The following is a 23,939-nucleotide window of genomic DNA, read 5'->3' on the forward strand; positions in this document are numbered from 1 at the left end:
CATGGTCCGCAAGCTCCCCCGGCCGGCCCGCGGGCTGTTCAGTTACTTCACCCGCCACCGCACCGCCGCAAACCTGCTGCTGGTGATCATGCTGGTGCTGGGCGCCGCAGCGATGCCCAACATGCGGACACAGTTCTTCCCGGATGTGATTGTCGAACGCGTCACCGTCACCGTCGAATGGGAGGGCGCAGGCCCCGAGGATGTGGACAGCGCCATCGTGCAGGTTCTGGAGCCGGCACTCCTGGCCGTGGACGGGGTGGAGGAGACATCTTCCAGCTCGCGCGAAGGGCGGGCAACGCTGACGCTGGAGTTTGAGCCTGGCACGGACATGGGCCAGGCCACCGACGATGTGCAGGCGGCGGTCGACGGCATCACCACCCTGCCGGAAGAGGCGGAGGAGCCGGAAGTGCGCCGCGGCGCCTGGCGCGACCGGGTGACCGATGTAGTGATATCCGGACCTGTGGCCGCAGGCCAGCTGGGTCTGTTTGCGGATGAGCTGGTCACCCGTCTGTTTGAGGCCGGCGTCACCCGCACCACCATCCGCGGCGTGGCAGCGCCCGAGACCATCGTCGAGGTGCCCACCGCCAAGCTGATGACCCATGACATCACCATGCGCGAAGTCGCCGAGGCCATTGCGGCAGAGGTTGATGCAGATCCGGCAGGTGATGTCAGCGGCGCCAACGCGCGGGTGCGCACCGGCAGCGAAAAACGCAAACCCGACGAGCTGGAAGCCATTGTCCTGCGCACCAATGCCGACGGCTCGGTGCTGACCATTGCCGATGTGGCACAGGTGCGGGTCGAGGGTGTGGACCGCAACCGCTCGTATTTTGTGGACGGCAACCCGGCAATGTCGATCCGGGTGGACCGCTCGGACCAGGGTAATGCCATCCGCTTGCAGGGCCAGGTGCAGGAGGTGGTGGATCAGATGCAGGCGAGCCTGCCGCAGGGGGTGACGGCCGAGTTGATCCGGACCCGGGCACAGTCGATCACCGACCGTTTGGACATTCTAATCGACAATGGCCTGATGGGGCTTGCCCTGGTGCTGGGCCTGTTGTTCCTGTTCCTCAACACCCGTATCGCCTTCTGGGTGGCCATGGGCATCCCCGCCTCGATGTTTGCCGCCGTGGCGCTGATGTATGCCGCCGGGATCACCATCAATATGGTCAGCCTGTTTGGCCTGATCATCACCTTGGGGATCGTGGTGGATGATGCCATCGTGGTGGGCGAGCACGCCGATTTCAGGGTGCGGCGGCTGGGTGAAAACCCGGTGCAGGCCGCCGAAAATGCGGCCCGGCGGATGGCGATGCCGGTTTTTGCGGCAACGCTGACCACTATCATCGCCTTCTTTGGCCTGACCTTGGTGGGCGGGCGCTTTGGCGAGCTGATCCGCGATATTCCTTTCACCGTGATTGCGGTGCTGGCGGCCTCGCTTGTGGAATGTTTTCTGATCCTGCCCAACCATCTGGCCCATGCCCTGACCCATGCCCAGGCGCGGCATTGGTATGACTGGCCGAACCGGATGGTGAACCGCGGCTTCCGCTGGCTGCGCGACCATGCGTTCCGCCCGTTTATGGGGCTTGTGGTTCAGGCCCGCTATGCGGTGCTGGCCGGGGCGTTGGTGGTCCTGGCCAGTCAGGCGGCGCTGTTCATCAACGGCGACGTGAAGTGGCGTTTCTTCAATGCGCCGGAGCGCGGCTCCGTGACCGGCAATTTCGCCATGGTAGAGGGCGCCAGCCGCAGTGATACCCTGGCGATGATGCAGGAAGTGCAGCGAACCACCGAGGCGCTGGGCGCAGAATATGCCGCCCGCTATGGCCGCAACCCGCTGGATTTTGTCATAGCCGAGGTGGGCGGCAATGCGGGCCGCGGCCTGGGCGGGGTTGAGGCCAAGGATACAGATCTGCTGGGCGGTATCGCGATTGAATTGATCGACGCCGACCTGCGCCCCTATTCCAGCTTTGCCTTTGTCGCTGAGCTGCAGGAACGGGTGGCACGGCATCCGCTGGTTGAGACGGTCTCTTTCCGCGGCTGGCGGTCGGGTCCGGGCGGCGACGCGCTGGACGTGCAATTCTCCGGCCCCGGCGTGCAAGTGCTGAAGGATGCCGCGGAAGACCTGAAAACCGCGCTGCTGCGTTTCCCCGAGGTCTCAGCCGTCGAGGACAATCTGGCCTACGACAAGGAGGAGGTGATCCTTGACCTCACCCCGCAAGGCCAGGCATTGAACTTCACCATTGGCAGCCTGGGACAGGCGCTGCGGGCGCGGCTGAATGGAATTGAGGCCGCGACATACCCGGACGGGCCGCGCAGCGCCAAGATCCGGGTGGAGCTGCCCGAAAATGAGCTGACTGCCGATTTTCTGGAGCGCACGCTGATGCGGGCGCCCAGCGGGACCTACGTGCCGCTGGCCGATATCGTCTCGGTCACCCGGCGCACAGGTTTTTCGACCGTGCGGCGGGAAAACGGCATCCGGGTGATCAGTGTCTCGGGCGACATCTCCGAGGACGACCCCGCCCGGGCTGAAGCTGTGATGCAAGCGTTGCAGCAGGAAATCCTGCCGAAGATCGCCAGCGAGCGGCAAGTTGAATGGACCCTGTCGGGCCTCGCCGAGCAGGAGCAAACCTTCCTGCAGGAGGCAGGCACCGGGCTGATCCTGTGCCTCACCGGTATTTACCTGGTGCTGTCCTGGATCTTTGCTAGCTGGACCCGGCCATTGGTGGTGATGGCGATCATTCCCTTTGGCCTGGTCGGCACGATCTGGGGGCATTACATGTGGGAGGTGCCGCTGAGCATGTTCACCGTGGTTGGGCTGCTGGGAATGACCGGGATCATCATCAATGATTCCATCGTGCTGGTGACGACCATCGACCAATATGCACAAGACCGCGGCTTGGTGCCGTCGATCATCGATGCGGCGGCTGACCGGCTGCGGCCGGTGATGCTGACCACGATGACAACTGTTCTGGGGCTGGCGCCCCTGCTGTTTGAGCGCTCGCAGCAGGCTCAGTTCCTGAAGCCGACGGTGATCACATTGGTCTATGGCCTTGGATTTGGCATGTTCCTGGTCCTGCTGGTGGTGCCTGCACTGGTCGCCATGCAGCGGGACCTGTCACGCCCGATGACCTCGCTGCGCCGGGCGTTGCGGCGCGGCGCCGGGGGGCTGCGCTGGCTGGTGCTGGGCACCGCGCTGGCACAGCTTGGCTGGCTGGTGCTGACGCTGGGCTGGGCGATGGCCACCGGTGCGCTGCATCCGGCGCTGCGGGCGTTTCCTGCGCTGGCGGCAATGGATCCGGTGCGCGCCGGATTGCTGGCCTGCATTGCGGGGGCGCTGGTTCTGGCGCTGCTGGCCTATCTGGCCGGAGGCATTGCCTACCGGTTCAGCGCCCGCCAGCGGGCCTGAGCCAGCCGGGCCACATCCGCCACCTGTTCCAGCAATTGCAGGCCGCGGGTTTCGATCTCAGCAATCGGGATCCATTCGGCCTGTTCGGCATCATCATCCGGCACCGGCTCGCCGCTGATGTATTCGCACAAGACCACGGTCAGCAGATACTGGCGCTGTGCCGTGCCTGCCGCATCACGGGAAATCACATCCACATTGGTGAGATATTCCAACGGCTTGGCAATAACCCCGGTTTCCTCCTGCAACTCGCGCGCGGCGGCCTGCAGGGCGGTCTCTCCCATCTCCACATGGCCGCCGGGAAAGCCCCACCAGCCCGCATTCGGTTCTTTGCCGCGCTGCACCAGGATGACCTGGTCCCGTCCGCCAAAATGGCGGCAGACCACGGCAATGGTGCCGAGGACCGGACGCTGCGGGCTGCCGGGCGTGCTCATCCGGCGCTGCAGCCCTGGATGTCCACCGCGTGGTTTTGCCCCAGCACCGTGATCCGCAATTGCGAGCGGTCAATGGCATAAGCGTTGCCGTCAGCGGGCAGGAATTCAGTCTCAGCCACCAGTAAGCCGCCCTCGCGGCGGGTGGTTGTCTCGCCGGCGTAGAGTTTGGGATTGCCGGGCTCGATCACCGCAACCTCCTCGCCGCCGGCGGACGGCATTAAGATGCGGGCGGTGACTTTCATCCCGTATTCAGACGGGCGCAGGCTGCAGGCGGCATGGCGCACACCGGCTTCCTTGGCCGACCAGGGGCGGCTGGCCATCGCAGCGGCAATTGCCGGGTTACGGCCTGCGGTACTGTCCAGCTGCTGGTCAAAGCTCAGCTCGGCCGGCACGCAGACATCCTTGCAGACACCCAGTTGCATCCGGCCTTTCAGGCGCACCGGCTTGCCGGGCTTCGCCGGGGTGATCTCCACCGGCAGCACCAGCTGATCGTGATAGCCGATGGTGCGGTAGCCGGAGGTTTCAAAAACCTCGGGCGCGGGCCAGGTGATCGACAGCCCGCCCACATTGCGCACACCGCGCCAGGAAAAACTGGGCGGAATGCCGGCGTCGCCGGGCGCGCGCCAATAGGTTTTCCAGCCCGGCTGCAGTTTGATCCGCAGCGCCCCCATATAGGTGCCGCGCGGGGTCATGCCGCCGTCCAGCACCTCAATCTGCACAATCCCGCTGTCAGCGGCGCCAGCAAAGGCCGGGGCGCCCGCTGTCACGGCAAGCAAGGCCGCCAGGGCGGCAGCGTGTCTGTTTTGCATCGGTTTCATGCTCTGATACATGCGCTTGGCGGCAGGGTTTGCCAAGTCACGTTCGGGTCATTGTCTTGGAGTAATGGCAGGTTTGCGGCAATTTTGCCGGAGGCTTCACCGGACATGGCCTTTGCACCTCTTGCGTGACAGGCAGGGGGGCGTCATGGTGGAGGCAGCAGCAGGAAAGATGGAATTTCATGGATCTGACTGGCAAGCTCTTGATTGCAATGCCCGGAATCGGTGACCCAAGGTTTGAGCATTCGGTGGTTTTCCTGTGCTCCTACGGCGAGGAGGGGGCGATGGGTCTCATCGTCAACAAACGTGCGGAAGGGGTGGCGCTGGGCGATCTTCTGGAGCAGCTGGACCTGGGCGAAGACGGCAGCGCGGCCGCGGCATTGCCGGTGCGGTTCGGCGGCCCGGTGGAAACCCAGCGCGGCTTTGTGCTGCACACACCGGATTACGAATCGGACGTAAGCTCGCTGAAGGTGCCGGGCGGGTTCTCGATGACAGCGACGCTGGATATTCTGGAAGACATCGCATTGGGGCAGGGGCCGGAGCAACTGCTGGTGCTGCTGGGCTATGCGGGCTGGGGGCCGGGGCAGCTGGAATCAGAGATTGCCATGAACGGCTGGCTGACGGCCGACGCCAGCCCGGATCTTGTTTTCAGCCTGGCGGATGACAGCAAATGGGAAGCATCGCTGAAAACCCTTGGCGTCGATCCGCTGACACTGTCAGCCAGCGCCGGCCACGCCTGAACGGCAGATAAGATGCGCTGCGCCGTCTCAACCGGGTGCTCCCGCCCTTTGTTCCATTCATCATAGATGACCGGAAAAAGGTTGGGCGTGGCGCCGCGCAAGCACGGCGCGCCTCCCGTTGAGGCGAGGCCCGTCCCGGATCTCATGCCGGGGCTGGTTTCCAGGCCGGAGGGGCGGGCTTTCATCAATTGAAATTGTTGCAGTGGCGGTGGTTGTGCTTCCTTGGCGGAAGTAAATCAGCGGCTTGGGTGCATGGCTGCGCCGCGCCGCGCTTGCGCGGCGCCATGCCCAACGGTTTGGCACCCATCTTGGATGGGTTTCAAACGGACGGGAGTGTTCTGCCCCGGTGGTCGGGTGCTGGGACGGCTCAATCCCTTGGCGCGGCGGCGCGGCGGAGACGGTCGTTGATGGCTTCACCCAACCCGTGATCCGGAACCGGCGCCACCGCGATGGGTCTGCCAAGGGCGTCCAGTCGGTGCAGATGGCCAAAGAGATTGGCGGCGGCCTCAGCCAGATCCCGGCTTTCGGAAAGGTTCAGGTCGCAGGCCCCCGGTCCGAAGCCGAGAAAAAGCCCGCCTTCGTCTGGCGCGCTGGCGTTCAGCCGGACAGGCGCGGCGGGGGCGTAATGCGACAGCAACTGGCCGGGGGCGGTCAGCGGATCGTGCACATCGCGCACTGCCAGTTTGCGGCCTAGCACTGCTTCGATCTCTTCTGCTGCCAGCCCGCCGGGACGCAGCAGCATCGGCGCGGGGCCTGCAAGCCCGACAATGGTCGATTCCAGTCCGACCCCGCAGGCACCATCATCAAGGATCGCGGCAATGCGCCCGTCCAGGCCTGCCTGCACATGGGCCGCCGTGGTCGGGCTGATCTTGCCGGACGGGTTGGCGGAAGGGGCGGCAACCGGGCCGTCCAATGCCTGCAGCAAGGCCTGGCCAGCAGGGTGGGCCGGAACACGCACCCCCAAAGTTTCCAGCCCGGCAGTGACCAGCGGCGAAATCCCGTGGCCAGCGCGCAGCGGCAGCACGAGGGTCAGCGGGCCGGGCCAGAAAGCCAGGGCCAGCTGCTCTGCCGTATCACTCCACTGAACATAGCGCTGTGCCGCCTCGGCCGAATGCACATGCGCGATCAATGGGTTGAAGGAGGGCCGCCCCTTGGCCTCATAGATTGCGGCCACCGCCGCGCCCTGCCGGGCATCGGCGCCGAGACCATAGACGGTTTCGGTGGGAAAGGAGACAAGTTTACCCTCCCGAAGCAGTTGGGCGGCCCGGGCGATGCCGGTTGCCGTGGCGGCAAGGATTTCTGTGCTGTGCAGGGGCATTCCGGGTGACGCGGCGTTTTGGTTGATTGAAATGAGCGTCCGATTAGGTAATCGGTCAAGCCAACAACCATAATAGGCCCGTGCCGGGAAGCCAAGGCTGCCCGCGCCAGGACGCCCCTTAAATGACCGTCAGAGGACGCCCATGACCTTCCGTGCCCCCGTTTCCGAGTATGAGTTTCTGTTGAACCATGTTGTCGGCTATGATGCCATCCCGGCCACAGACCGCTTTGCCGAGGCAACGCCAGACATAGTGAGCGCCATCCTCAACGAGGCTGGCAAGATGTGCGGCGAGGTGATGGCCCCTTTGCAGCGCAACGGCGATCTGACCCCGGCTTTTTTGGAAAACGGCGTGCTGCGGACCTCGCCCGGTTTCGGTGACGGGTTCAAAGCTATCGCAGAGGGCGGCTGGATCGGTATGAGCGCGCCGGAGGAACACGGCGGCATGGGGCTGCCGCTGACCGTGGCCACTGCGGTGAACGAGATGATGGCAGGCGCCTGCCTGTCGCTGCAGTTGGCACCCCTGATGAGCCAGGGCCAGATCGAGGCGCTGGAGCATCATGCCTCGGATACGATCAAGGACCTGTATTTGCCCAAGCTGATCTCCGGCGAATGGTCCGGCACCATGAACCTGACCGAGCCGCAGGCTGGGTCTGACGTGGGGGCGCTCAGCTCCAAGGCGGTGCCGAATGGCGATGGCACTTATGCGGTCAGCGGTCAGAAGATCTTTATCTCTTGGGGTGATAACGATTTCTGCGGCAACATTTGCCATCTGGTGCTGGCGCGGCTGCCGGACGGCGCGCCGGGGACCAAAGGCATTTCGCTGTTCCTGGTGCCGAAGTATTTGCCGGATGCCGACGGCAACCCGGGCAAGGCAAATGACCTTAAGGTCGTCAGCCTTGAGCACAAGATGGGCCTGCACGGCTCTCCCACTTGCGTGATGCAATATGACGGCTCCACCGGCTGGCTGGTCGGCGCGGAACATGGCGGCATGGCGGCGATGTTCACCATGATGAACAACGCGCGTTTGGGCGTGGGCGGGCAGGGCGTAGGTGCTGGCGAAGGCGCCTATCAGCACGCGCTGGCCTATGCGCTGGAGCGCAAGCAGGGCCGCACCGCCAGCGGTTTCATTGCCGATCACGCCGATGTGCGCCGGATGCTGATGGAGATGAAGGCGGATCTTTTTGCGTCCCGTGCAATCCTTTTGGCCTGTGCGCAGGCGCTCGACATGCAGACTGCGACCGGCGAGGCCGGATGGGCTGCCCGCGCGGCCTTTTTGACGCCGATTGCCAAGGCCTTTGGAACCGACACCGGCATCCGTGTGTCTGAGACCGGGGTGCAGGTGCATGGCGGCATGGGCTTTATCGAGGAGAGCGGTGCCGCGCAGTACTGCCGCGACGTCCGGGTGACCGCGATCTACGAGGGCACTAATGGCATCCAGTCGATGGATCTGGTCGCGCGCAAGATGATGGATGGCGGCGAGATGGCTTTTGCCCTGATCGACGAGGTGGAGGAACAGGCCGAACGGGCCCGCGCCACCCATCCGAATATGGCGGAATCTGTCTGGCAGGCTTGCGAGTCCTTGCGCGAGGCCACCGAATGGCTTGTCGCCCAGCAGGATATGCAAGACCGCTTTGCCGGTTCGGTGCCGTACTTGCGCGCCTTTGCCCGGGTGCTGGGCGGCCATTACCATCTGGCGGCAGCGATGGCGGACCAGGGCGGCCCGCGCGAAAAACTGGCGCGGTTCTACATCACCCGGATGCTGCCCGAACATGCCAGCCTGCTGGCCCATGCGCAGGCTGGCGCAGCAGGCACCTTTGCCCTCAGCCTCGAAGAACTGGCAGGTTGAGCTGTGACTGATATTCCCGACGTCTCGCCGCGCACCCCGTGGGAAGAACCGCCCGCACAGGGCGAAGCGATCGAGGTGGCCGAGGGCGTCCTTTGGATGCGTCAGCCGCTGCCGATGAAGCTGGATCACGTCAACATCTACGCGCTGGATGACGGCGATAGCTGGACGGTGATCGACACCGGGTTCAACACCCGCAAAAGCCGCGCGATCTGGGAAAGCCTGATGGCGGGGCCTTTGAAGGGCAAACCGGTCACCCGCGTTGTCGGCACGCATCACCACCCGGATCACATCGGTCTGGCCGGCTGGTTCCAGTCCGAACACGGCGCCGAGCTGGTCACCACCCGCACCGCCTGGCTGTTTGCCCGGATGCTGACCCTCGACGTGCAGGAGACCTGGCCCGAGGAAACGCTGGCCTATTACCGCAGTGCGGGCATGGATCAGGCGTTTTATGACAAACGCGCCAACGACCGGCCATTCAATTTTGCCGACACCGTGTACCCGATGCCGCTGGGCTTCACCCGCATCAAACAGGGGGATGCGATCCGCATGGGCGGACGCGATTGGGACGTGCACACCGGCAACGGCCACGCGCCTGAACACGCGACTTTCTGGAGCCGCGACGACAATCTGGTGATCACCGGCGATCAGATCCTGTCAACCATCAGCCCCAACATCGGCGTCTACGCGACCGAACCGATGGCGGATCCTTTGGGCGAATGGCTGGAAGCCTGTGAGCGCCTGTCCAAACTGGCGCGGCCCGATCATCTGGCCCTGGGCGGGCACAAGCTGCCGTTCACCCGGCTGCCGTTGCGGATGCAGCAGCTGATCGGCAATCACCACGGCGCGCTGGAGCGGCTGATGGATCACTTGTCCGCGCCGCAGACTGCTGCCGATTGCTTTGCGCCGCTGTTCAAGCGCACAATCGGCGAAGGCGAGTACGGGCTTGCGCTGGTCGAGGCGGTGGCCCATGTAAATCATCTGTACCACACCGGCCAGGTGAACCGCTGGAAACGTGAAGACGGCGCCTGGCTCTATCAGCGCAAGGGGTGACGCACCCCGCATTTTGGGGGGAGACACCATGAGCGACGAGATTTCGACCAGCGCCGAGGCGGCAGAGGCGGCGGTGCTGCCCTGCGTGCACGAGGTCCATGCCGACCCCGAGGCCTGCGCGGGCCTGCGCAAGATTCCGGAAAAACTGCAAAAGCAGGATGCCGCCAAAAGCCCTGCACGCTGGGCCTATGAACGTCTGATCCTTTATATCCAGAATTTCGAACAGCAGCTGGACAGCGAGCACGAGGTTGCGATGGGTTTTGCCGGCGGCAATGCCGGGGTGCTGCGGATCGAAGGCATGGGCTATTACGATCCCGATATCATCACCTTTTATGGCAGCGAAGGCCCCGGTGCGCGCACCCAGCTGGTGCAGCATGTCAGCCAGCTGAATGTGATGCTGCGGGCGGTGCCCAAGGCGCAGGAAGAAGCCCCGGCCAACCGGATCGGCTTCCGGCTCGCGTCGGATCTGGAGCAGGAATAAACCCCGGACCGGGCGCCGCGCGATTCGATTCCGCTGCGGTGCCGGCCCGGACGGGACCTGGTTTGCTGGCGAAGCTAAGGAACACACCGCGTATTTCTGACAGATGCGCGCGATTGACGTGGTGACAGAGGGCGGCAAATCCAGTAATCACGGGAAAAATGCACGTGAATTCGAGGGATAACTCACATGGCTGAACATCAGCACGGCACCATGGACACCGCGGTTCAGGAAAAAGTCTATAACGGCTTTCTGACCTTTATCACACGCTCCTGCATTGCGCTGGTTTTCTTTGCTCTGTTCCTGGCGGTTTTCGCCACCTGATCCCAGTCCAAGGAGCGCGCGCCTTGCGTAATCTGCTGTGTCTTGGCGCGGTTCTGCTGGCGCTTGCGGGCTGCGCGGCGCCTCAGCAACCCAATGCGGATGCTGAAACGCTGGCCCGGGTGGCCTACCGCCAGCCCGGCCCGGCGACGCTGACGCTTTACACGATGATCAACAACCGCACCGGGCGGGGCGGCCATGCGTCGCTGATGATCAACGCGTCAGAACGAGTGATCTTCGATCCGGCAGGTTCGTTCTATGCCTCGGTGGTGCCAGAGCGGAATGACGTTCTGTATGGCATTACTCCCGCCGTGGAGCAGGCCTATCGCGGCGCTCATGCCCGCAGCACCTTCCATGTAGTGGTGCAGCAGGTCGAGGTAACGCCCGAGCAGGCCCAGAAAGCCTATCAGCTAGCGGTGGCCAATGGCCGTGTGCCGGGCGCCTATTGCGCTCAGGCCACCATCGGCATCCTGCAGCAGATCCCCGGGTTCGAGAGCCTGAACCGCACCTTCTACCCGGAAAAACTGTCGGCCCAGTTCGGCCAGCTGCCGGGTGTGGTGACGGACCGCTACTATGAGACCGACAGCGCCGATCTGCAGACGGGCCTCGCCAAAAGCGACGCCGCGCTGAGCGCTGCTGAGTAATCTTCCCGTTCGGATAAAGCCGAAAGCGCCGGGCGAGCGCTAGGCGGCGAGGTACAACAGCAGCAGGCATAGCCCGCCGGTGCCAAGGCCGATCAGCACGTTGCGGGTCAGGTATCCGGCTGCAAAGGTGGCGGCCGCGGCGGCAAGATGCATCAGGCTGGGATCTCCGCCAGTTGGGGAAGGCCAGACCACCAGCGGCGCCACCAGTGCCGGGATGATCGCCACCGCCGTGTAGCGCAGATGCCGCATCAGCCATTCCGGAATGGGTTTGCCGCCCATGAACCCGATAAAGGCAAACCGCAGGGCATAGCTGCCAACCGCCAGCCCGATGATCACTGCCCACAGGATTGGTGCAGGAATACTGCTCATTTCGCGCCCTCCGCCTTGGCCTTTTGCCGTTCCAGCCACAGCTCTGCCTGGGCGCCTGCGATCATGCCCGCAATCCCGGCCACGATCAGGCCGAGGTTATAGGGCAGGGCCGCAGCCGGCAGCGAGGTGGCCACCGCCACGAAACAGGCGGCCACATGGGCAGGCGTGCGCAGCATGGGCCCGATCATCGCCAGAAACGCCAGCGGCAGCACAAAATCCACACCCCAGCTTTCCGGGATCCGGGTGCCGACCAGCGCCCCGACCGCGGTGGCAACCACCCAAACCGGGGCAATGATACCATTGGTGCCAAAGAAGTACGCCATGCGCTGCGGCAGCGGCATCTCCGGCTCGCTCTCAAACTTGACGATGGACAGCGCATAAGACTGATCGACCATGAAATAGGCCGCCAGTGCGCGCTGCCACATCGGCGCACCGCCAAGGTAGGGCGTCAGCGAGGCCGAATACATCGCCATCCGCAGGTTCACCGCGAGCGCCGAGATCAGAATGATAATCAGCGGCGCGTTCTCCTGCATCAGCTGCAGCGCGGTGAACTGGGCCGCCCCGGCAAAGACCGCCAATGAAAATGCAAAGGCCTCGGGCACGATCAGCCCGGCCTCCGCCGCCAGCACTCCGAACAGGAAGCCAAAGGGAGACGCCATGAACAGGAAGGGCGCGCTGTCGCGAAACCCCTTCCAGAAGGCCGATTTGGTGGTGGTGATTGCCATCAGCGCGTCCTAGATTGCGTGCAACCGGCCTACGGCGGTGGCAGAAGGAATGCAATTGGTGAGTATGGATATCACGTCAGAATATCTGATCGCGCCCGGCGTCGCCGACCCGCGGCTGACCCGCGCTGTCACCGGTGTGGACCAGAACGGCGAGGCCAGCGATATCTCGGTGGTCGAGGAGCGCCCGCTGACCATCTTCCTGAATTCCCAGGAAATCGTCACCGCGATGACCATCGGCGACTACCCGGAATACCTGGCGCTTGGCTTCCTGCGCAATCAGCGCATGCTGCTGGACGGGGACGAGGTCACCCGCGTCGATTATGACGAGGATCTGGAAACCGTGGTGGTCCGCACCGCGGTGGAAACCAGCCACGAGGAAAAGCTGAAGAAGAAGACCCGCACCTCCGGCTGCGCAGTCGGCACCGTCTTTGGCGACATGATGGAGGGGCTGGAGGATGTGCGCCTGCCCAAGGTGCAGGTGAAGACTTCCTGGCTTTACACGCTGGCCCACAAGATCAACCGCACGCCCTCGCTGTACCTTGAAGCCGGTGCTATCCACGGCACCGTGCTGTGCCAGCAGGACCGCCCGCTGGTCTATATGGAGGACGTCGGCCGCCACAACGCAGTGGACAAGATCGCAGGCTGGATGCTGTCCGAGCAGGCCGCGGCGGCGGACAAGATCCTTTATACCACCGGACGGCTGACCTCGGAGATGGTGATCAAGACAGCAATGATGGGCATCCCGGTGCTGGCCTCACGCTCAGGCTTCACTGCCTGGGGTGTCGAGATCGCCCGCGAGGTTGGCCTGACTTTGATTGGCCGCATGCGCGGCCAGCGGTTCATCTGTCTTGCGGGCGAGGAGCGGCTGCTGCGCGACATGGATCCGAAAGACGCGCCGGTGGAAGAGAAAAAGCACCGCAGGAAGAGTGCGAAGGACTAATCGGATTTCGCGTGAAATCCGGCCCGGAAAACACGCGTTTTTCGCCTCTGGAGGAAAAGGCATGACAGAACATAGGCCATTGGGCGTAATTCTCGCAGGCGGCCTTGCCACCCGGATGGGCGGTGGTGACAAGGGGCGGCTGCTAGTCGGCGGCCAAAGCCTCCTGTCCCGTGTGGTGGACCGGCTGGCGCCGCAGATTTCTGGCCTGGTGCTAAACGCCAATGGCGACCCGGAGCGGTTCGCAGACCTGGGCCTGCCGGTCATTGCCGACTCAATCGAGGGCTTCGCCGGTCCGCTGGCTGGCGTTCTGGCCGGTCTCGACTGGGCGGCAGAGCAGGGGGCGGAGACCATCGTTACTGCCGCTGCCGACACGCCCTTTTTTCCGCAGGATCTGGTCGCCCGCCTGACCGCCGCGGCAGAAGGGATGGACCACCCGCTGGTTATGGCCACCACCCCGCGCACCGGGGACGAGGCACTCAAATCCGGCGGCGGCAAGCGCGTGAACCGGCACCCGGCCTTTGGCCTCTGGCCGGTTGCCCTGCGCGATGATCTGCGCGCGGCGCTGCAGGACGGTTTGCGCAAGGTGGTGCTGTGGACAGATCAGCACGGCGGCCGCGAAGCGCTGTTCGAGGCCGATCCCTTCGATCCGTTCTTCAACATCAACACGCCGGAAGATCTGGCCAAGGCAGAGGCGTTGCTGAAATGAAGATCTACGGCGTCACCGGCTGGAAGAACAACGGCAAGACCGGGCTGATGGAGCGGTTGGTAGCCGAATTCTGTGAGCGCGGCCTTACCGTTTCCACCATCAAGCACGCCCATCACGCCACCGATGTGGACCAGCCCGGCACCGACAGCCACCGCCACCGCCAGGCCGGCGCGTCGGAGGTGGTGCTGGCCTCGGCTGGCCGCATCGCAATCATGCAGGAGCTGCGCGATGCGGCAGAACCGCCGCTGGCAGAGCTGCTGGCCCGCCTGCGTCCCGTCGATCTGGTGCTGGTCGAGGGCTACAAGCGCGAACCCCACCCTAAGATTGAGGCTTTCCGGCAGGAAGCAGGCACCGAACTGATCGCCCCGGAAGACCCGAATATCCGGGCCGTTGCCAGCAACACCGCGATGGCGCTGGACCGCCCGGTTTTTGATCTGAACGATACGGCAGCTATTGCGGATTTCATCCAGATAGAACTGGGGCTGTGACCCGTTTTGATACTGTTCTCACCGTCGATTGGTCTGCTGCCAAGCGCAAGCCCCGGCGCCAATGCAAAGATGCGATCTGGCTTGGTGTGGCGCGCGGCGGAACCGCGGAAAGGCAAATCTACTGCCGCAGCCGGCAGGAGGCAGAGGTTTGGATCAGCAGCTTCCTCGACGCGGAACAGGCCGCGGGACGGCGGGTTCTAGCCGCATTTGATTTTCCTTTCGGCTATCCGCGCGGGTTTGCGCGCCGGATCACCGGGTCCGATGACCCATTTGCTTTATGGGCCTGGCTGGAAGAGCGGATCGAAGACACTGAGGACGGAACCAACAACCGGTTTGAAATAGCCTCTGAAATGAACCGGATGTTTACCGAATCCGGTCCGTTCTGGGGCAAACCTGATGAGAAGACCTGGCCGGACATTCCCTATCGCAAAGCCGGTATAATCTATAAAAACGTGGCAGAACGGCGCAGCGCGGATCTGGCGGCCAAGGCGGCCTCTTCCTGTTTTCAGCTGTTCTTCAACCCGACTGTTGGCAGTCAGGTCCTCATGGGGGTGCCGGTTCTGCAGCGGTTGCGGCTCCGGCACAGGGCCGCTGTCTGGCCTTTCGAAAAGGTTGAGACAGCACAAACTGTTTTTGCTGAGATATGGCCAGGTTTGATCGAGCCTGCCGTTAAGGCCGCAATGGCTGTTGCGGGCCGGGACGAAATACGCGACCGGGTGCAAATGCGGCTGTTGTCGCAGGCGCTCAGCCGTCTGCCGGCCGGGGAGCTTGCCGGAATGCTGGCGGCAGTACCTGAGGAAGCACAAGAGGAAGCTTTGATATTGGGCACGGGATACGAAGACCGCTTGAACGCGCTGGCAGCGGATGAACCGGGCCGGCTGACACCGCCGCCGCTCAGCAATGATTGCTTTGCCCTGCCTGCAGGCGTGGATTGGACCCCGGTGGATGACGCGTTAACTCTGCTGCGGGACAGGCTGGGGCCGGTCACCGGAGTGGAAACACTGCCGCTGGCAGACGCCCTTGGCCGGGTGCTGGCAGAGAGCGCAGTGGCCAAACGCTCCAACCCGCCGCTGCCCAATACAGCAGTGGATGGTTACGGCTTTGCCGGCGGCAAGGCGGAAGGCCCGCATGTGCTGCCGCTCATGCCGGGACGTGCCGCAGCCGGCGTTCCCTACGACGGCACTGTGCCCGCAGGCAGCGCCATCCGCGTTCTGACCGGCGCCGCGTTGCCGGATGGCGTGGATACGGTGATCCTCGAGGAAGACGTGAACACCGACGGTACCCGGATCGCCTTCAACGGCCCGCTGAAACAGGGCGCAAACACCCGCAAGGCTGGTGAGGACGTCTGCGCGGGTGACGTCATCCTGCCCGCAGGCCGGGTCATATCACCCGCTGATCTGGCTCTGGTCTCGGCCACAGGTCTGGCGGAACTCGCGGTCCGTCTGCCGTTGCGGGTCGGTGTGCTCTCCACCGGCGATGAGCTGGTCGAGGCAGGAGAACCCGCAGGCAAAGGGCAGATCTTTGATGCTAACCGTCCGATGCTGCTGGCGCTGATCCGCCAGCTCGGATTTGTACCGGTTGACCTGGGCAAGGCCGCGGATGACCGCGAAGCCTTGCGGGCGGATCTGGACAGCGCTGCCAAACAGGCTGACGTTATCCTGACCTCGGGCGGTGCCTCCGCCGGGGACGAGGACCATATGTCGGCACTGCTGCGCGAAGCGGGCGCGATGCAGGAATGGCGCATCGCGCTGAAACCCGGCCGCCCTCTGGCGCTGGGCATGTGGCAGGGCACGCCGGTCTTCGGACTGCCGGGCAACCCGGTGGCGGCTCTGGTCTGCACCCTGATTTTTGCCCGCCCGGCGATGGGGCTGATGGCGGGTGCGGGTTGGCAAAAACCGCAGGGTTTTGAGGTGCCAGCGGCCTTTGAGAAACGCAAGAAACCCGGCCGCCGCGAATACTTGCGGGCACGGGTGCGGGATGGGCAGGCCGAGGTGTTCAAATCCGAAGGCTCCGGCCGCATCAGCGGCCTTAGCTGGGCCGAGGGGCTGGTGGAACTTGGAGACGGCGCTGCAGAGATCAACCCCGGCGATCCTGTGCGGTTCATTCCTTACAGCAGTTTCGGCATGTAGACCGGGCGCTCCCGCCCGCGGCCCGGCGCATCGCAGATGCTTGCCCGCCGTTGGGCATGGCGCCGTGCTGCGGCCCGGCGCGCCACCGCCCCGCCGCTTCTTTCTGGTCAAAAATACCCGCGCCGCAGGCAGTGGCCCGAAGGGCCGCCTCTCAGTCGAAGGTCCCGGCCACCCGGCCCAGCAGCATGAAAGCGCGGGCAGTGCGGGTGTTGCCGAGGGCGGAAATCTCGCCGTCGGTCGCCTCAGCCTCAAACTCCGCGAACATCTGATCAAAGCGGCGCAGGAAATGATGCGCGGCATCGCGGAAAATCGGGTCCTGTTTCATCCGCGCCGCCGTCAGCGCCAGCGAGGTGCGGTCGCGCACGCCGCCAAGGGGGGCCACGGCACGGCCGCGCGCGCCTTGGGCAAACTGGCGCCAGATCTCAGGGCGGGCCATGTCAGGGCGCAGGTCATCCATATAGATGCCGTCTTGGCTGAGCAGGGTCAGCACATCCTGCGCAGCCTGAATCACCTGGGCGGCTTTGCGGTCCTGCAAGGCTGCGCGCAGGGCGGCGAAACCGTCCTGATCCTCCGCCGTCTCCGGGAAGTTCAGTGCCCGGATGAAATGTTCGGCTGGCAGCGGCGGCGCGGCATCTTCGGCCTGGGTGCCCAAAGCCAATGATCCTTGTTCGGCCGCCGCCAGCTCGGCCGCTTCGGCGGGGATTGCCGGGCGCACCGGATCGCGGCGGCTGGTGTGGAAGGTGGCCAGCGCGGTCTCGGTCTTGCGGGTCGCCTCGGCGATCTCCTCCAACCGCTTGGCCATCGACGGCTCAGCCACCGCGGCATGCTGCTGGGACTGTGCCAGATAGGTCTGGCGCAAGCCGTCAATGGCGGCCTGCAGCTGTTCGCTTTCCTCCCGCATCACCCGGGCCGAGCGCGCGGCGGAGGCGGCAACCCACAGCATCGCCAGCGGCAGCACCAGTGCCAGAACGCCGGTGATCAGGTCGGCCCATTGCGAAAGCCCGGAATCCGGCGGCGCAAAGACAAAGAACCCGACTGCCGCCAGAAGCCACAAAGCGCCCAGGGCAATGGCCGCCAGCTCGGCACCGCCCAGCCCATTGCCCGCAGGCCCGTCAAGGCGCCGCAACGGGCGATTGCCGGCGGGGTTTGGGTTGGAGCCGGGACTGCTGCTGGAGCCTGTCATGAACACTCGCTGCTTTGCGGATCAGGAATAGACGATCTTGAGAATTTCATAAGCGCGGATGCCGCCGGGGGTGCGCACTTCCACACTGTCGCTTTCGTCCTTGCCGATCAAGGCACGCGCAATCGGCGATTTGATGTTCAACAGGCCTGCCTCAATGTTGGCCTCGTGTTCGCCAACGATCTGCCAGGTCTTTTCTTCGTCGGTGTCCTCGTCCACCACGGTCACCTTGGCGCCGAATTTGATGGCGCCTGTCAGCTTGGCCGGGTTGATCACATCGGCCAGCGACAGGATGCCTTCCAGCTCCTTGATGCGGCCCTCGATAAAGGACTGCTTCTCGCGCGCCGAATGATACTCGGCGTTCTCCGACAAATCGCCCAGCTCGCGGGCTTCGGCAATTGCCTGAATGATCGCCGGGCGTTCGACGGATTTCAGGTTCTTCAGTTCGCTTTCCAGCGCGGCGTGACCCGTGGGGGTCATCGGGATCTTTTCCATGAGATTGGTCCAGGTCGCTATTATGGTTTTTCTTGTCAGTATGAAAACCGCAGCCCCGCAGCATAAGCCGCGGGGCCTCCGGTCCGGTTGACAATTACCTGACCCAATCCTGCACCTGATTTCAAGTGCGCGCGGGGCTTGCCGGCACGCAATTCCGCCTAAGCGGGCGGATTGCGGGACTTTTCCACAGAATTGCGCGAAAAAATGCCGCGCAGGGGCAGCTTCGCGAGCCCCGCCTGCCATAGAATATCAATCATATTGCACCGCCTCGTATTCGATGCCGTTGTCGTCATGAAAGTAAAACCGGCGGCCCGGTTCATAGTCGCCGTGGTTGATCGGCGTGAAACCCGCGGCCTTCACTGCAGCTTCGGTTGCGTCCAAATCCTCGACGATCACCGCCAGATGGTTCAGCCCGCCGACAATGCCATAGCTCTCCGGCGCTTTGCCTGCGGGGGTGCGCGGCGTGTAAAGCGCAAGATAGCTGGTCTCGCCGCCGGTATGCACGGTGTAGCCGCCATTCTTGGCCTCGCCTTCCCAGCGCACATGCCAGCCGAAAACCTCTTTCATCCATTTCGCAGTGGCATTGGGGTCGGCCACGGTGACGTTTGCATGTTCAAGAACTGCGCTCATTGGAAATCTCCTTCTCGCCTGAGCAAATCTGTTGATACGACTCACTCTAATTCCTAAACCTAACTTTAGCTCAAGCAGTTTTTCAGGGAGTGCACCATGCCGTCATCCGCCGGGATTTCCATTGGTTATCTGGCCGGCCGCACAGGTCTTGCCGTGTCCGCGATCCGCTATTACGAGGCGCAGGGGCTGGTGGAGCCCTGGCGCAATGCGGGCGGGCAGCGGCGGTTTCACCGGGCCGACATCCGGCGGATGAGTTTCATCATGATTGCCCAGCAGTTCGGCTTTTCGCTGCCGGAGATCCGCGGTTTCCTGCAAAGCCTGCCGGGCAGCCGCACCCCCACCAAAGAAGACTGGGCCTGCATCTCGGACAGCTTCCGCAGCCATCTGGACCAGCGAATCGAAACCTTGGTGCGGTTGCGCGACAATTTGGACGGCTGCATAGGCTGCGGCTGCCTTTCGCTTCCGAATTGCAAACTGTACAACCCCGAAGACAAGGCTGCACAGAAGGGGCAGGGACCCCGATACCTGATGGGAGACCGGCCCGAGACATGAGCTGCGGCGGAAAATGATCCTTGAATGACGAAATTGGACGCACTTTTTGTCTCAGTTGCCTGTTTTACAGGTGTTTGACGCGGAGTTTGGATTGACCGGCAGGTCTGCCAAACGCTAAGCAACCGCGAAATAATATTGCGCCCACGCACCATTGTGGGGCCGGTAGCGAATAAAAGCCAAGGAGCGCCGCAAAATGGCCGAGATTGAACGCGAAGCGATGGAATACGACGTGGTGATCGTCGGGGCCGGCCCTGCCGGTCTGTCTGCGGCCATCCGCCTGAAACAGCTGGACGCCGACCTGCAGGTCGTGGTCCTGGAAAAAGGCTCGGAAGTGGGCGCGCATATCCTGTCGGGCGCGGTGCTGGACCCCTGCGGCCTGAACGCGTTGATCCCCGACTGGAAGGAAAAGGGCGCGCCGCTGAACGTCAAGGTCAAGGAAGACAACTTCCTGATGCTGGGCGAAGCCGGCCATGTCCGTATCCCGAACTTCCCGATGCCGCCGCTGATGAACAATCATGGCAACTATATCGTCTCGATGGGCAACGTCTGCCGCTGGATGGCCGAGCAAGCCGAGGAAATGGGCGTTGAGATCTTCCCAGGCATGGCGTGCTCGGAACTGGTTTACGGCGCGGGCGGCGAAGTGAAGGGCGTGGTTGCCGGCGAATTCGGCAAGAACCCCGATGGCACCCCGGGCCCGTCGTATGAGCCCGGCATGGAACTGCACGGCAAATATGTCTTCATTTGCGAAGGCGTGCGCGGCTCGCTTGCCAAGGAAGTGATCAATAAATACGACCTCGCCGCCGGCAAAGAAGTGCAGAAATACGGCGTCGGCATGAAAGAGATCTGGGAGATCGACCCCGCCAAGCATAGCGAAGGCACCGTCACCCACACCATGGGCTGGCCGCTGGGTAAGAACGCAGGCGGCGGCTCGTTCATCTATCACCTGGACAACAATCAGGTATACGTCGGTTTTGTGGTTCACCTGAACTACAAGAACCCGCATCTGTTCCCCTACATGGAATTCCAGCGCTTCAAGCACCATCCGGTGGTGGCCGAGCTGCTGAAGGGCGGCAAGCGCGTGGCATATGGCGCCCGCGCTATCACCGAAGGCGGCTGGCAGTCGATGCCGAAACTGGTCGCGCCGGGCGTGGCGCTGCTGGGCTGTTCGGCCGGCATGGTCAACGTGCCGCGCATCAAGGGCAACCACAATGCGATGCTGTCGGGCAAGGCCGCTGCCGAAGCTGCCTTTGACGCGATCAAGGCCGAGCGTTCGGGCGACGAGCTGACCGCCTATGAGGCCGACGTGCGCGACGGCGCTATCGGCAAGGACCTGAAGATGGTCCGCAACGTCAAGCCAATGTGGTCCAAATGGGGTCTCACCGCCTCGCTCGCTTTTGGCGGGCTGGACATGTGGACCAACAACCTGCTGGGCTTCTCCTTCTTTGGCACCCTGGGCCACGGCAAGAATGACGCCGAAGCGACCGAGGAAGCCTCCAAGCACAAGCCCATCGATTACCCCAAGCCCGATGGCGTGCTGTCCTTCGACCGGCTGACCAACGTGTCTTTTGCGATGACCAATCACGAGGAAAGCCAGCCCTGCCACCTGCAGCTGGGCAATGCCGACACTCCGATCCAGGTCAACCTGCCGAAATTCGCCGAACCGGCGCAGCGCTATTGCCCCGCCGGCGTCTACGAGGTGGTGGAAAAAGACGGCCAGCCGGAGTTCGTGGTCAACTTCCAGAACTGTGTTCACTGCAAGACCTGCGACATCAAGGACCCGTCCCAGAACATCACCTGGACCACGCCGCAGGGCGGTGACGGGCCGAACTACCCGAACATGTGATCGGAATTTCAGCTTTTCGGCGCGGTTTTGCCGGAATTTATGGGGCGGCCCTCGGGCCGCCCCATTGCGTGTTGACGGGCGGCGCACTACGCTTTCTTAGAAGAGCAAAGAGCAGTAAATCGTAAAGGGGTCCCGCGTGCCCGTATCCATTCTTCGCACCCTGTCCTGTGCGGCCCTGGTGGCCGCTTCCGTGCCTGCCGCGCAGGCGGAAGGGCTGGCCGGGTCCTATCTGGCCGGACGGGCCGCAACCTATGACAGCGATTTTGCTGCCGCGGCTCTGTATTATACACAGGCCCTGGCCCGCGATCCGCAGAACCCGCTGCTGATGGAAAACGTGGTGTTTGCGCAGCTCGCCATGGGCAAGGCTGAACTGGCGGTGCCGGTCGCCGCAAGGCTGCTTCAATCCGGCGCCCGCAGCCAGGTGGCCAACATCATAATTGCAGGCGGCCATGCCGCAGATGGTGATTTCCAGGCGATCCTGGATCGCGACGCCGAACAGGAAGCAATCCATCCGCTGGTGGACGGCTTGCTGGAAGGCTGGGCGCATATCGGCAACGGCTCCATCTCCAACGCGCTCAAGACCTTTGAACGGCTGGCCGAAGATGGCAGCCTGCGGCCCTTTGTGCTTTACCACCGGGCACTGGCGCTGGCCTCGGCCGGCGACTACGGCGGGGCCGAGGCGCTGTTTGCCGCCGAGGATGGCCGCCTGGCCACTCTCAGCCGCCGGGCGGCAGTTGCAAGGGTGCAGATCCTGTCGCAGCTGGGCCGCAGCGATGACGCTCGTGAAGCGCTGAATACAGCCTTCGGCAGCCGCCTGGACCCCGGGCTGGAAGCCATGGATGCGCAGCTCGCCGCCGGGGAAACGCTTGCCTACACCATCGCCCCCAGCCCGCGGGAGGGGGTGGCTGAGGTGTTCTATACCCTTGGTGCAGCGCTGAATGGCGATACAGCCAACGATTACGTGCTGATGTATGCCCGCATGGCGGCCTCACTGCGCCCCGGTCATGTGGACGCAATCCTGCTGAGCGCCGGGCTGCTGGACCAGCTGGGCCGCTATGAGCTGTCGGTTGCGACCTACAAACAGGTGCCCAGCAGCCATCCCGACTATCACGCCGCTGAAATGGGCCGCGCCGAGGCGCTGCGCCGCGCCGCCAAACCGGACGCGGCAATCGAAGTCCTGGAACAGCTGGCGCGGGACTTCCCGGAACAGCCCAGCGTCTATGTCAGTCTCGGCGATCTGCTGCGCCAGCAGGAAGATTACGCGGGCGCTGCCGGCGCTTATGACAAGGCGCTGGCCAACACATCTGAAGAGTCCGGCACCCGCTGGTTCCTCTATTATGCCCGCGGTATCTGTCATGAGCGGCTGGACCAATGGGACCAGGCCGAGGCCGATTTCCGCGCCTCGCTGGAACTGGACCCGAACCGGCCGCAGGTGCTGAACTACCTGGGCTATTCGCTTGTCGAAAAAAGCAGCAAGCTGGACGAGGCGCTGGATATGATCGAACGCGCTGTCGCGGCACGCCCTGATTCAGGCTTCATCGTCGACTCCCTGGGCTGGGTGCTTTACCGCATGGGCCAGTTTGACGATGCGGTTGCCCATATGGAACGCGCGGTCGAGCTGATGCCGGTGGATCCGGTGGTCAATGACCACCTGGGCGACGTCTATTGGGCCGTGGGCCGGGAACGTGAAGCAGAATTCCAGTGGAAGCGGGCGCTGTCTTTTATTGATCCGGAAGATACCGACGGCGAAGCCGACCCCGAACGCATCCGCCGCAAGCTGGAGGTCGGCCTGAACGCGGTGCTGGCCGAAGAAGGCGCTGAGCCCCTGAAGGTCGCCAATGGCGGCTGAGGTCTTTGCGCCTGCCAAGATCAACCTGACCCTGCATGTGACCGGCCGCCGCGCCGACGGCTATCACCTGCTGGACTCGCTGGTGGTCTTTGCGGACACCGGGGACCTGCTGCAGCTTGATCCAGGACCTGAGCTGGCGCTGGAGGTCTCCGGCCTGTTTGCGGAAGGCGTGCCGGCGGATGAGCGCAACCTGGTTTGGAAAGCCGCCGCGGGAGCAGGCTGGACCGGCCGGATCAGCCTCAATAAGCATTTGCCCCATGGCGCAGGCATCGGAGGCGGTTCGTCAGACGCCGCTGCCGTTCTGCGGGCGCTTTACGGGCAGGGCTGCGGTATTCCCGATGAATTGCCGCTGTCGCTTGGTGCTGATGTGCCGGTCTGCATGGCCGCCCGCGCGGCCCGGATGCAAGGGATCGGCGAACAAGTCGCGCCGGTGGAGCTGCCAGAGCTGCACGCGCTGCTGGTCAATTCCGGCGCACATGTCCCGACCGGGCCGGTGTTTTCCGAACTTGCCTCCCGCAACAATCCGCCGATGCCGCAGGACATTCCGGCTTTTGCCTCAGCTGAGGACTGCGCCGCGTGGCTTGGCGAACAGCGCAACGACCTGGAGGCTCCAGCCATAAGTGTTGCGCCGGAAATTGAACGGGTGCTCGCGGACCTGCGCTGCTCCCGCAACGCGCTGCTGGCCCGCATGTCCGGTTCCGGCGCCACCTGTTTTGCGCTCTACCCATCAAGGAAAGCCGCTCATTTTGCGGCCTATGAAATCGGGGCGGAGCATCCCGCGTGGTGGTGCAGTGCAGTCACTTTGACCTGAAGCACTGCGCGCGGCGGAACACGGGCACTCCCGCCCGCGGCCCGGCGCATCAAAGATGCTTGTCCGCCGTTGGGCCGGGCGCCGCGCTCACGCACGGCGCTGCAGCGCTGAACAGCTTCTTTCTGGTCAAAATACCCCGGGGGTGAGGCCGTAAGGCCGAGGGGGCAGCGCCCCCTTTGCCC

At 63.8% G+C, this 23,939-nt stretch carries 23 protein-coding genes; 15 read left to right on the forward strand and 8 right to left on the reverse strand.

The window, feature by feature from the left end:
• The first annotated feature begins 1 nt into the window (after position 1).
• The gene (locus K3724_RS03400; protein WP_259990081.1) at positions 2–3,397 is read left to right on the forward strand and encodes an efflux RND transporter permease subunit; all 3,396 of its coding nucleotides are present in this window, start codon (positions 2–4) and stop codon (positions 3,395–3,397) included.
• Here the strand turns inward: K3724_RS03400 and K3724_RS03405 are convergent.
• Both K3724_RS03405 and K3724_RS03410 read right to left on the reverse strand, forming a co-directional pair.
• Positions 3,367–3,828, reverse strand: a complete 462-nt coding sequence (locus K3724_RS03405; RefSeq protein WP_259990083.1) for an NUDIX hydrolase — start codon at positions 3,826–3,828, stop codon at positions 3,367–3,369. The genes K3724_RS03400 and K3724_RS03405 overlap by 31 nt on opposite strands.
• Positions 3,825–4,637 (reverse strand): protein-disulfide reductase DsbD domain-containing protein, encoded by an 813-nt coding sequence (locus K3724_RS03410; protein ID WP_259990085.1) that lies wholly within the window; start codon positions 4,635–4,637, stop codon positions 3,825–3,827. Before K3724_RS03410 ends, K3724_RS03405 begins: the two co-directional genes overlap by 4 nt.
• Positions 4,638–4,825: 188 nt before the next feature.
• Here K3724_RS03410 and K3724_RS03415 point away from each other — a divergent pair, with 188 nt between their 5' ends.
• Positions 4,826–5,383, forward strand: a complete 558-nt coding sequence (locus K3724_RS03415) for a YqgE/AlgH family protein (protein ID WP_237455318.1) — start codon at positions 4,826–4,828, stop codon at positions 5,381–5,383.
• A 367-nt stretch (positions 5,384–5,750) separates the two neighbouring features.
• Here K3724_RS03415 and K3724_RS03420 read toward each other — a convergent pair whose 3' ends face one another.
• Positions 5,751–6,701: an L-threonylcarbamoyladenylate synthase gene (locus K3724_RS03420; protein ID WP_259990088.1), complete on the reverse strand. Its 951-nt coding sequence runs from the start codon at positions 6,699–6,701 to the stop codon at positions 5,751–5,753.
• Between the two features lie 142 nt (positions 6,702–6,843).
• On the opposite strand from K3724_RS03420, the gene K3724_RS03425 reads away from it, so the two are divergent.
• The 5 genes from K3724_RS03425 to K3724_RS03445 all read left to right on the forward strand — a co-directional run bounded on the left by K3724_RS03425 (position 6,844) and on the right by K3724_RS03445 (position 11,040).
• Positions 6,844–8,547, forward strand: coding sequence for an acyl-CoA dehydrogenase (locus K3724_RS03425; RefSeq protein ID WP_259990090.1), 1,704 nt, complete (start codon positions 6,844–6,846; stop codon positions 8,545–8,547).
• A 3-nt stretch (positions 8,548–8,550) separates the two neighbouring features.
• Positions 8,551–9,597, forward strand: coding sequence for an MBL fold metallo-hydrolase (locus K3724_RS03430; RefSeq protein ID WP_259990092.1), 1,047 nt, complete (start codon positions 8,551–8,553; stop codon positions 9,595–9,597).
• 28 nt (positions 9,598–9,625) lie between these two features.
• Positions 9,626–10,078, forward strand: a complete 453-nt coding sequence (locus K3724_RS03435) for a DUF6173 family protein (RefSeq protein ID WP_259990095.1) — start codon at positions 9,626–9,628, stop codon at positions 10,076–10,078.
• A 186-nt stretch (positions 10,079–10,264) separates the two neighbouring features.
• The gene (locus tag K3724_RS03440) at positions 10,265–10,399 is read left to right on the forward strand and encodes an aa3-type cytochrome c oxidase subunit IV (protein WP_129369833.1); all 135 of its coding nucleotides are present in this window, start codon (positions 10,265–10,267) and stop codon (positions 10,397–10,399) included.
• Between the two features lie 23 nt (positions 10,400–10,422).
• Complete coding sequence (locus K3724_RS03445) at positions 10,423–11,040, forward strand: hypothetical protein (protein ID WP_259990099.1); 618 nt, start codon at positions 10,423–10,425, stop codon at positions 11,038–11,040.
• Positions 11,041–11,079: 39 nt separating this feature from the next.
• Here K3724_RS03445 and K3724_RS03450 read toward each other — a convergent pair whose 3' ends face one another.
• Together K3724_RS03450 and K3724_RS03455 are read right to left on the reverse strand one after the other, a co-directional pair.
• Positions 11,080–11,409, reverse strand: a complete 330-nt coding sequence (locus tag K3724_RS03450; protein WP_259990101.1) for an AzlD domain-containing protein — start codon at positions 11,407–11,409, stop codon at positions 11,080–11,082.
• A complete protein-coding gene (locus tag K3724_RS03455; protein ID WP_259990103.1) occupies positions 11,406–12,134 on the reverse strand; it encodes an AzlC family ABC transporter permease in 729 nt (242 codons plus the stop codon). Before K3724_RS03455 ends, K3724_RS03450 begins: the two co-directional genes overlap by 4 nt.
• Before the next feature lie 64 nt (positions 12,135–12,198).
• Here K3724_RS03455 and K3724_RS03460 point away from each other — a divergent pair, with 64 nt between their 5' ends.
• The 4 genes from K3724_RS03460 (at position 12,199) to glp (ending at position 16,397) form a co-directional block, all read left to right on the forward strand.
• Positions 12,199–13,074 (forward strand): formate dehydrogenase accessory sulfurtransferase FdhD, encoded by an 876-nt coding sequence (locus K3724_RS03460; protein WP_259990105.1) that lies wholly within the window; start codon positions 12,199–12,201, stop codon positions 13,072–13,074.
• Between the two features lie 61 nt (positions 13,075–13,135).
• Positions 13,136–13,780 carry a molybdenum cofactor guanylyltransferase MobA gene (mobA, locus tag K3724_RS03465; protein ID WP_259990106.1) on the forward strand — a complete coding sequence of 215 codons (645 nt, stop codon included), beginning with the start codon at positions 13,136–13,138 and terminating at the stop codon, positions 13,778–13,780.
• Positions 13,777–14,268 carry a molybdopterin-guanine dinucleotide biosynthesis protein B gene (gene mobB / locus K3724_RS03470; RefSeq protein ID WP_259990108.1) on the forward strand — a complete coding sequence of 164 codons (492 nt, stop codon included), beginning with the start codon at positions 13,777–13,779 and terminating at the stop codon, positions 14,266–14,268. Before mobA ends, mobB begins: the two co-directional genes overlap by 4 nt.
• Positions 14,265–16,397: a gephyrin-like molybdotransferase Glp gene (gene glp / locus K3724_RS03475; protein ID WP_259990110.1), complete on the forward strand. Its 2,133-nt coding sequence runs from the start codon at positions 14,265–14,267 to the stop codon at positions 16,395–16,397. Before mobB ends, glp begins: the two co-directional genes overlap by 4 nt.
• 151 nt (positions 16,398–16,548) lie before the next feature.
• Here the strand turns inward: glp and K3724_RS03480 are convergent, their stop codons facing one another.
• The 3 genes from K3724_RS03480 to K3724_RS03490 all read right to left on the reverse strand — a co-directional run bounded on the left by K3724_RS03480 (position 16,549) and on the right by K3724_RS03490 (position 18,702).
• Complete coding sequence (locus K3724_RS03480; RefSeq protein ID WP_259990112.1) at positions 16,549–17,580, reverse strand: hypothetical protein; 1,032 nt, start codon at positions 17,578–17,580, stop codon at positions 16,549–16,551.
• 21 nt (positions 17,581–17,601) lie between these two features.
• On the reverse strand, positions 17,602–18,072 hold the full coding sequence (gene greA / locus K3724_RS03485) for a transcription elongation factor GreA (RefSeq protein WP_134830630.1): 471 nt from the start codon (positions 18,070–18,072) through the stop codon (positions 17,602–17,604).
• A gap of 249 nt (positions 18,073–18,321) precedes the next feature.
• On the reverse strand, positions 18,322–18,702 hold the full coding sequence (locus K3724_RS03490; RefSeq protein WP_259990114.1) for a VOC family protein: 381 nt from the start codon (positions 18,700–18,702) through the stop codon (positions 18,322–18,324).
• Between the two features lie 96 nt (positions 18,703–18,798).
• Here K3724_RS03490 and soxR point away from each other — a divergent pair, with 96 nt between their 5' ends.
• From soxR to K3724_RS03510, 4 genes are all read left to right on the forward strand, one after another.
• On the forward strand, positions 18,799–19,254 hold the full coding sequence (gene soxR, locus K3724_RS03495) for a redox-sensitive transcriptional activator SoxR (protein ID WP_259990117.1): 456 nt from the start codon (positions 18,799–18,801) through the stop codon (positions 19,252–19,254).
• A gap of 193 nt (positions 19,255–19,447) precedes the next feature.
• Positions 19,448–21,097 (forward strand): electron transfer flavoprotein-ubiquinone oxidoreductase, encoded by a 1,650-nt coding sequence (locus K3724_RS03500; protein ID WP_259990118.1) that lies wholly within the window; start codon positions 19,448–19,450, stop codon positions 21,095–21,097.
• Between the two features lie 136 nt (positions 21,098–21,233).
• The gene (locus K3724_RS03505; protein WP_259990120.1) at positions 21,234–22,946 is read left to right on the forward strand and encodes a tetratricopeptide repeat protein; all 1,713 of its coding nucleotides are present in this window, start codon (positions 21,234–21,236) and stop codon (positions 22,944–22,946) included.
• The gene (locus K3724_RS03510; protein ID WP_259990122.1) at positions 22,936–23,757 is read left to right on the forward strand and encodes a 4-(cytidine 5'-diphospho)-2-C-methyl-D-erythritol kinase; all 822 of its coding nucleotides are present in this window, start codon (positions 22,936–22,938) and stop codon (positions 23,755–23,757) included. Before K3724_RS03505 ends, K3724_RS03510 begins: the two co-directional genes overlap by 11 nt.
• Positions 23,758–23,939: the final 182 nt, after the last annotated feature.

This window comes from Leisingera sp. M658 (genome assembly GCF_025144145.1).
In the GTDB taxonomy this organism is placed as follows: Bacteria; Pseudomonadota; Alphaproteobacteria; order Rhodobacterales; family Rhodobacteraceae; genus Leisingera.